This window comes from Prevotella sp. P4-98, assembly GCF_002251405.1.
Classification (GTDB): domain Bacteria; phylum Bacteroidota; class Bacteroidia; order Bacteroidales; family Bacteroidaceae; genus Prevotella.
In genome coordinates this window covers 63,206-72,110 of sequence record NZ_NPJC01000064.1, presented here as the reverse complement: position 1 = coordinate 72,110, position 8,905 = coordinate 63,206, and the positions used below count along the sequence as shown (strand labels likewise).

Here is an 8,905-nt window from a genome sequence, read left to right as displayed (position 1 = left end):
AACTTTGTCCTCGGTGATCATAGCGATTATTGTTTGTAAACTTTTGATTTTTTAGCACCTTAAAGTTACAACAATTTTCGCTAATCACCAAATTTTTAGACACTTATATTTCGTCGAACTCACGTTAAATATAGATTTCTGGCCATAGGCCATAGATTTTTTCAAAGATTTCCTCCAAGATTTACCTATGGTTTGTTTTGGCGTGACTCAACAGAGTGAACCGAGCTTCCCTCTGTCTTCGCTACTCCAAAACATCTTGCCGTAGGCAACTAACCCCCAATAAAATCTTTAATAGCGACATTATTCCGCCAACTAAGGAAACAAAATACAGCCAACTGAGGAAATAAAATACGGCCAACTGAGGAAACAAAATACGGCCAACCGAGGAAATATCAATAAAAAGTTGTATCTTTGCACACAAAATATCAAATATATGAAACTATGGAATACAAACATAGAATCGCAGATCAAATGCTAACCAAGAAACTGGCAAGCAAGGGAGCTATCTTGATAGAAGGCCCAAAATGGTGTGGAAAGACAACCACTGCAGAACAACAAGCAAACAGTATCTTGTATATGGATAATCCTGCCTCATTGGAAACTAATCTACAAATGGCAGAGATTGACGCTTCTGTTTTGCTGGATGGTGATACACCAAGACTTATTGACGAATGGCAACTGGCACCAAAACTATGGGATGCCATCAGATTTGAGGTTGACCATCGCCATGACGTGGGACAGTTTGTATTGACTGGGTCCGCAGTTCCTGCAGATGAAAAAGACATGCAACATTCTGGAACAGGGCGATTCTGTTGGCTGACTATGCGCCCAATGAGTCTCTATGAGTCTGGCGAATCAAATGGAAAAGTAAGTTTGGCACATTTATTTGAAACACCAGAAAAAATTGTTGCAGTTAACAAACTGAAGATAGACGATCTGGCATATCTGATTTGTCGTGGTGGCTGGCCATTTGCTTGTGGATTACAAGCAGAAGCTGCGTTGGAACAAGCCTTCGACTATGTGGATGCAGTCATCAAAAAAGATATTTCGCGAGTGGATGGAGTAAATCGCAACGCTACAACAACCAGATTGCTATTACGTTCATACGCCAGAAACCAAGGATCACAAGCTACCATCGGAACGATTGTGGCTGATATGATGACAAATGACGAAAATGAAATTAGTGTAAAAACAGCAGGTAACTATCTGGAAACGTTACGTAAGATTTTTGTAATAGAGGACTCTGAAGCCTGGAATCCTAACCTACGCTCCAAGACAGCTATCCGTACAGCGAATACCCGTTACTTCATAGACCCATCTATTGGAACGGCTGTTTTGGGACTTGGCCCTAAAGATCTTATTAATGACCTCAACACGATGGGACTCTTTTTTGAGACTCTATGTGTTCGTGATTTACGAGTTTTTGCTGATGCGCTGGATGGAGAGGTGTATCATTATCGCGACAAAAACGGATTAGAATGTGATGCCGTAGTACATCTGCGCAATGGAAAATATGGACTTATAGAAATTAAGTTAGGGGGTGATAAACTCATCAACGAGGGTGCTGAAAATCTATTAACTCTTGCGGGTAAAATAAATACAGAAAAAATGAATGAACCATCTTTCATGATGGTACTTACAGGAACAGGCGATTTCGCTTATCGAAGAAAAGATGGGGTTTATGTGGTTCCTATCGGATGCCTGAAAGATTAAAACCAAATGAATAAGCAGGAGTAAGATGTTAATTTTTGGGGGTAGCCTACGGCAAGATGTTTTGGAGTAGCGAAGACATAGTAAGAGCGCGCTTTTACTATGCTGAGTCACGACAAAACAAGCCAACTGAGGAAACAAAATACGGCCAACTGAGGAAACAAAATACGGCCAATCGAGGAAATATCAATAAAAAGTTGTATCTTATTTTTGACTTTTCTGTATATATAGATACAGATCATTCATAAAGACTGCATGCAAAATGATACTTTCTTACCAAGAGAGCCTAATACCGAAAAGTCAGTCAATATAAATGGACGTTCTGTCCAAGTATTCTTGACTTCGCTTCCATTCGGAATGTACCTATTCAGCGTTGGCTCAACAAACAATGTCAACTTTGGTGCAAATTGATATTGTATTCCGATGTTAGTGTTTACAGCCCACTGCATAGGTGTATTATCTTACACTTAGCTTGAATGTCTTGCTCTGTCCATCCTTAGTTTCAGCCTTTACAATATACAAGCCACAACCAATATTCTTGGTCCAAGATGCTTGATTAATGCCTAAAGCCGATGTTACGAGCAAGCCTTCGAAATTGTATATACGCACATTAGCAATAGCTATATTAGGTGAACTCACCGTTATAGTACCGCTATTAGGCGAGAAACACTTGATATTAGCCTCATCATTATGTTGCTTCAAGTTGTAAGTCGATGTGGTGATGTAGTATCTACCATGCTCATTCGCCATAATAGATATTGGAGCATCGGCAGGAGTGAAAGTTCCCATCTTGGCATCAAACACAAACAGCTTATCAGTAACATAGCGGTTTGCTGATATTTCAACATTAACAGTTGCGCCATTACTCATCACATTTCCATCCACCTTAGCAATGATGCCCAACGGCAGGAAGTTGATGTTTGAGAGTTTGTTAAGAGCAACAGCCTGATTGCCCGCGACAGTATACACTTGCGGAACATCTTCAATATCAGAGTTGTTAAGCAACTCAACATCCTCATCATCAACAAATTCGTCGTCGGCATCATTGCAAACCACAACCTTAGCTGTAGAACACAGATTATCATCATTAACTACATTGATATATACTGCAGCAGGTTCCTGTACAGCAGTACCACCAGATATCCAGCGGTCTGTAGTCATCATCAAAGTAAAGTTAGCTTGACTAACCGTCTCGCCCTCCTTAACCTTAACAAAGAAGCCTTGCATTGGCTCAATGATATAATCTTGACTGCGGTTGTATGTACCCTCTGGCACGCTATGCGCATTCAGCACTCCATTATCCAGCGTCCACACCTTGCGCTCAAAACTTGGATTTCCGTTCAAGAATCGATACATACTAAGCGAAGCAGTATAAGGGTTGCCCACTATGTAGTAGCGATTATTGCTATGAGTGTTGTCTGTGAGCGGCTGAGAGATTTCGCCCAGCAAACTTGGCTCATTAGAGTATGGCACATTTAGCATATACTTTTCAGGCTTTTGCACAGGAACATTCAAGTCAGAATACCCTCCATCTGGTTTGAAGTATTTATATTCCTCATCCTCCTTAGGCAGACGGAATAGCCATTTTGCCGACAACTGTTTATATTGGTCGCCAGCCTTTAGAGCAAAGCCCTTGCCTTCAGAATAATTCTGGTCCAGCTTATTGTATACATGGCTCCAATATAGCGACTCAACATTCATCGAAGCATCTGAAATAGTATCAATGCTGATATTTGTGCCATTATAGTCATGAGCTTTATAATTAGTAACTCTATCTACTACCTGGGTGGCATTACTATCCCAATTGCGCTGATACACTGGGGCTGCCACACGATTATCAGAAGTCCCATCGAAGTTCATTGCCGAGAAAGCAGTCTTCGATTCTTCCCTGCCTGTTGTTTTTGGCACAAAGAAGTCGCCAGCATAAATATTCTTCATTGGGGTCGATACGAGATTCCATTTGTTGCTCTCCACTTCCTTCTCCACGAAAGCCTTATTATATATAAGGTATGGCTGATTGAGCAGCTCAGCTTGTGCCTTGAAGAATATCTGGTCGCAGAGGTTACCATGGAAAGTCTCACACTTAAACGTTCCGTTGCCGTCTGTAGAATGGTCGTCAGGGTCGGCAGTATTGTCGTTCCATGTCACCACAAAGTCGTATGCAATACCCGATGTAGCCTCCTCGCCCTTAAAGTTTGTCAACTTCGTAGCGATATCGTTACTCACACGATAAACGATATTGCCAAGTCCTGGATATACCAACTTGTTTTCAGGTATAACAACCTTCGAGAATTTCATTGGCGTATAAGCCTGTTGTCTTGTCAATTTTGCATTAACCGGATTGCCATAAGTAGCCTCACCATAGTCTTCATATTTTTTATCGTATAGCTCTGCTGCCGTAGATCTCTTCCAGTTCAGGTCGTTGTTCCAGTTGGCATTAAGCTTGTTTGCAACTGAAGGAAACCATGTAAGATACTCTGGCACCACCTTTAACGTTATGAACAAATCGCCAGGACATGCAGCTATCGAACTACTATTATGCAGTTCATACGAGAAGTTCAGCTCATACCAATATCCTTCATGCAGAATATCCAAGACATTATCACCAAACACCAGTCCCAATGTCTTTGTTCCTGTTGCCAAAGTTTTTTCTTTCAACATACCAACAATCTGTTTTGTCGTAGATGCAGTATTGAAAGTAGGGTCGTTGGTGTCGGAGATAAATACATTTTGATCACGGAACTCAATCTCAACATTCTTGTCATTTCCATTATTAAGATCAGCCACCGGCAATATCAGCATGCCATTATCCGGCTTCTTCAGCATCTCCTTTATTTGTGGCAAACCGATGCGCATGGCACGGTCGTCGGTAGGATAAGCTACATTGTCGAAACCAAGAATAAGTTTCGGACCATTCTCCACAATACGAATAGTGAAGTACATAGGCTGTGGACATATTTCGTAAGTCACGGTTCCCTGCTTTATTGAAGTTTTAATAGGAACAGCCGCAATCTTATAGGTTCCCACCTGCTTAAACTTATACCCCGTAAGACTGTTGCTTACCGCAAGCACCAATGTTCCTTCGCCATCTACGCCCTTGATATATTTATCAAGTATGTCGTAGTCGGCAGGATTAGATGTTTGGAATGCTGCATTAAGAGAAGTCGCATCAGGAAACTTCAGGCGATATTTTCCTAATGCCTCCTGCAACCCCGAGATAGAAGAAAACTTATTGTCTGCGCCATCTGGAGTTCCCACAAACCAGTCAAACTTCACGTTATTAAGCAAGATAGAGCCACCGCCCACTTTGTCGGCAGTCTCAAGCTTTGCATTAATATCCACATCAGGTGTACTATTGCCGTCGCACGACACTCTCACCGTAGTAACCACACTTCCGTTGGCATCAGATATAACCACCTTCTGCTGCACAATGCTGAACGCATCGCTATATGATGAGCATTCATCAGTAAACTTTCCCCATTCATCGGGATTGCCATCAGCATCAGGATAAGCCACCGAAACATAGAACTTCTTTCCCAAAGGCAAATCGAAGTGCCTGTTGTCAATCACCAATATTACATGTCCCTCAGGGTCTATCTCAAACGCCGAAGAAGAAGCATCATAGTTGGCAGGAATAGTTACCTCGCCATATTCGTCGGCAGTACCGTCGCCATTATAGTCGATGCCCGCAAACGGCTTGCCATCCATATCGGATATACGATAAAACAACTTCGACTCCTTGCCCACACCTGTTATAGCCTGCACATTTTCGTAGTGCGAAGTTATTTTAAGTGTAATCTCGTGGTTTGCTATGCTTCCGCTCTTAGCATCAGGACAAGCAGGCTGATTCTGCAGCACGTCCACCTTTGCATGCTGAATATATAGTCGAATATCGTCAATGGCATAGTCGGCACCTTGAGTACTCGCACACATATTGTCGAGCACAATGCGGAAGTCGGAATAGTTTTCCACTCCCATATTCTTTCTCATCACTATTCGGCTATACACCTGAAACCAAGTACCTAACTGTCGTCCACCCTTTGTGTTAGAGGCAAAGTCGCCTGATGTGAATGATGTCAGCAGTCGCTGATGAGTCACCTTGTCGTTCTCATCCTTTATGATGCCATAGATTTTGAACAGCACCTGAGGTCGTACTGGAGCATTAGGACCTGTAAAGTCAGTAACCGCAGCCGAGAATATAAGACGTGCTCCCGAGCATAAGTCAGCCTTAAAGTCGATAGAAGCTATCTGTCGGCTTTCGTCTGATGCATCCACATAGAGGAAATATCCATACTGCTTACCGTTAGTAATTGCATGTGTACGGTCATGGAGAACTGCAGAATTCCACCACTGGTACAACTTCTTTCCTGTAGTTGAAGTTACTGAATTGTCAGAAATACCAGCCAAGTTAGCACTCTTAAACAGTCCATATTCGCCATGTATTAAAGCCTTCCCATTAGGACAAGCATAGTCGCGCAGCTCTGGATATACAAAGCTATATGCACGTCTGTCCCATCTTGAGGCATAATGTGCCATATTGTTCTCTACTGTAGGAGCCACCATGGTAAGCTTGTCGTTATCGTCGTCAAACGATATAGGCTTTGTGACTTGCTTATAATGCGATTCAAAATAGGCAAGTGTACGCTCATTATCGCCATCATCTGTCAGCTGCTTCATCGTCTTGGGATAAGTATTCTGATATAGAATCTCAAAACTGGCTATTGGAGCTTTGATAGAGTTATTATTATAGTAGGCGTAAGCCACAAGATACACTATACTACCGAATGTAATATTTGGTTTCGTAGTAGGAGTACCATCTAAGTTTTTCCAACCATTTCCGTTATTCATTAATACGTTCATGGAAGTGAAATTGTGCAATTGTACAGTACCACTTGATATCAACACAGTATACTTTGTCTTTGTCTCGTCATAGGCAAGCCATACAAATCCATTGGCATTATATAGGGTGCTCTTGTCGTAGTCGGCTTGTTTTATGCTATGCGCTTCGTCCGAAGAGAGAAGATGCCTTTGTTTACCATCTTGTGGTTTTAGAGGATAAAAGAAATAATTGCTCGGCTTATAGTTTACACGTACCGACATTTTTGCATTAGCATCCTTTGCACCAAACACAATACGGCGGTTGTCCTCTATCGTCAAGTCAGAGTCTGCGGTGCGAAGGTCGGTAGCTGTTGTTTTTATAATATTCTCTGCCATAGCCTTTGCAGGGCGAATATGGAAGATATAGCGTATCTGCAATGTAGGCTCGTGGGTGAAGTATTGGTCTTTGCCACTTACCATAGGTTCAAAGTCGGTATATTTGCTCACATCACATGCAACATCCTCACCTTTCCATGTAGCGTCATCGGCATCGGTAGGCGCTTTATACTTCACACCAACTCTATTACGGCTTGGACCGAAAGGTTCACTATTTGTCTTATTTTTCCATGCAAACAATCCACGTGCTTTGTCGTTATTGTCATTGACCTCTTTCAAGTTTGTAGTGTTATATACAGAGAGTCGTGGATTAGCCATGTCTGTATTATAGTCGTACCATCTGATGTAGCCTTTAGGCTCGATGTCTGTATTTTGTTCTTTAGTATAATTTTCAAACGGCAATGGTAAGTCTATCTCACTACCTCCCGTTACGTAGTAAGTATACTCATACTCATGCACCTGCTGCATCTCTATACCATATGGATTTCTGATATACGGCATGTCATTCACGCCTTTATAATGCGCAAACACACTCTGGGCACTAACACTTGTGCTGACACAACATGCCAACACCGCTATCAAGCATACATATATATATCTAAACTTCTTTATCATATTATATCAAGCAGATTTATTCTTTTATTATTTCCACTCTGTACGGAATGGCATACTCCAAATCCTTTATGCCTATCAGTATCTGGTGAATGGCATAGCCATTGCGATTGCCCACCACGCCCTCTATGGTCTTTCGTGATGGCACAGCCACAGGCATGCGGTCGTAAATACATACTCCCTCATCACCATCTGGCACCATCTTCTGCGTTTGCCATCTATCAAACCTCCATCCGTTTTCGCTATCGGTACCCGGAGTTAGCTCTACGCCATCGCTTAAGCGCACAACATAAGGGATAAGATGAAATTCGCCATAGCTCTTAAATCTTATGGTCAGCTTCTCGTCGTTTTGCTCCACTTTGGGCAATACGCCAATAGCTGTAAATTGCTCCACCTTAAATCTCACTCTATAGTTGTTTAGCTTTATAGGTATCTCCAAATAGTCATTGCGTGATATGGTATTCCATTTTGATAGTGCTGCACGTAGGTTCATCGTGGCATGGTCGGTCTTTACGCCCACTACAAAATAGTTTGGATTCTCTGCTACCGACTCGTTCACATAGAATGATATTATCTTCGGAGTCGTAGTCTTTGCCTCCACCACCACCTCAGGGTTGAAATTTATCACGTAGTCCTCCTTCGATGCCGATGGATTTAGATTTGGCTCCACGGCTGTGCCATTATCCCTGCCAGGCAGCAGATACAGATTGTTTGCCTCGTTCTTGGTAATATCTGTTAGCGACACACTCCTCAACTTTATTTCGTTTGGCGTGTCGTTTGTTATCTTCAGCTTCACCTTAGCCACCATTCTTATCACTTCGAGATTCAGGTCGGCAGTAGTCTTCTTTATCTCTATGGTCTGCTTATTGCTCATAGGTATTCCCTTCGGAAAGTCGGCTGCCGTAAGCACATTGCCTTTCACGCTATATAGCTTGCTGTCAAAACCTGTAGGTAGAGGAGTGTTGGTGGTGGAATAGTCTATTTTCGAGTCTATTCCCACATCCTCCGGCTTTATATTGGCAAACGAATAAAAAGTAGTCTCGCCTGGATTTATTTTTGCCGTAAGCGTTCCAACCCAGCTTTTCTCCTCAGTATAGTCTTCGCTAACAAGCAGATTCTTGATAATGCCGTCCTGCACGATAATGACGAAGCAATTTTTCATCATCTCTCCCTTGTCGCTATTGTCGTCGGTCCATTCCAGCTCTCCGCTGCCTCGTGACAAAGCTCCGCCTGCAGATGCAAAAATATTTATGCGCACGCTCACAGGCTTGCTCTCCTCTGCCCACTCTTCATTAGTGTCAGCCGAGCAGCCACAAAACATCAAAGTTGCTATGAGTGTCAATATCGAAAGCAAAATATTCTTCATATT

Annotated in this window: 3 protein-coding genes; 1 reads left to right on the top strand and 2 read right to left on the bottom strand. The window is 42.4% G+C overall.

What is annotated here, in order from left to right; all coding sequences use genetic code 11:
* Nucleotides 1-441 precede the first annotated feature (441 nt).
* Nucleotides 442-1,713, top strand: a complete 1,272-nt coding sequence (locus tag CIK96_RS11035) for an ATP-binding protein (RefSeq protein ID WP_094435018.1) — start codon at nucleotides 442-444, stop codon at nucleotides 1,711-1,713.
* 453 nt (nucleotides 1,714-2,166) lie between these two features.
* On the opposite strand, the gene CIK96_RS11030 is transcribed toward CIK96_RS11035, so the two are convergent.
* Both CIK96_RS11030 and CIK96_RS11025 read right to left on the bottom strand, forming a co-directional pair.
* A complete protein-coding gene (locus CIK96_RS11030) occupies nucleotides 2,167-7,425 on the bottom strand; it encodes a T9SS type A sorting domain-containing protein (protein ID WP_094440598.1) in 5,259 nt (1,752 codons plus the stop codon).
* 130 nt (nucleotides 7,426-7,555) lie between these two features.
* Nucleotides 7,556-8,902 (bottom strand): DUF4906 domain-containing protein, encoded by a 1,347-nt coding sequence (locus CIK96_RS11025; RefSeq protein WP_144007259.1) that lies wholly within the window; start codon nucleotides 8,900-8,902, stop codon nucleotides 7,556-7,558.
* Between the last annotated feature and the right edge of the window lie 3 nt (nucleotides 8,903-8,905).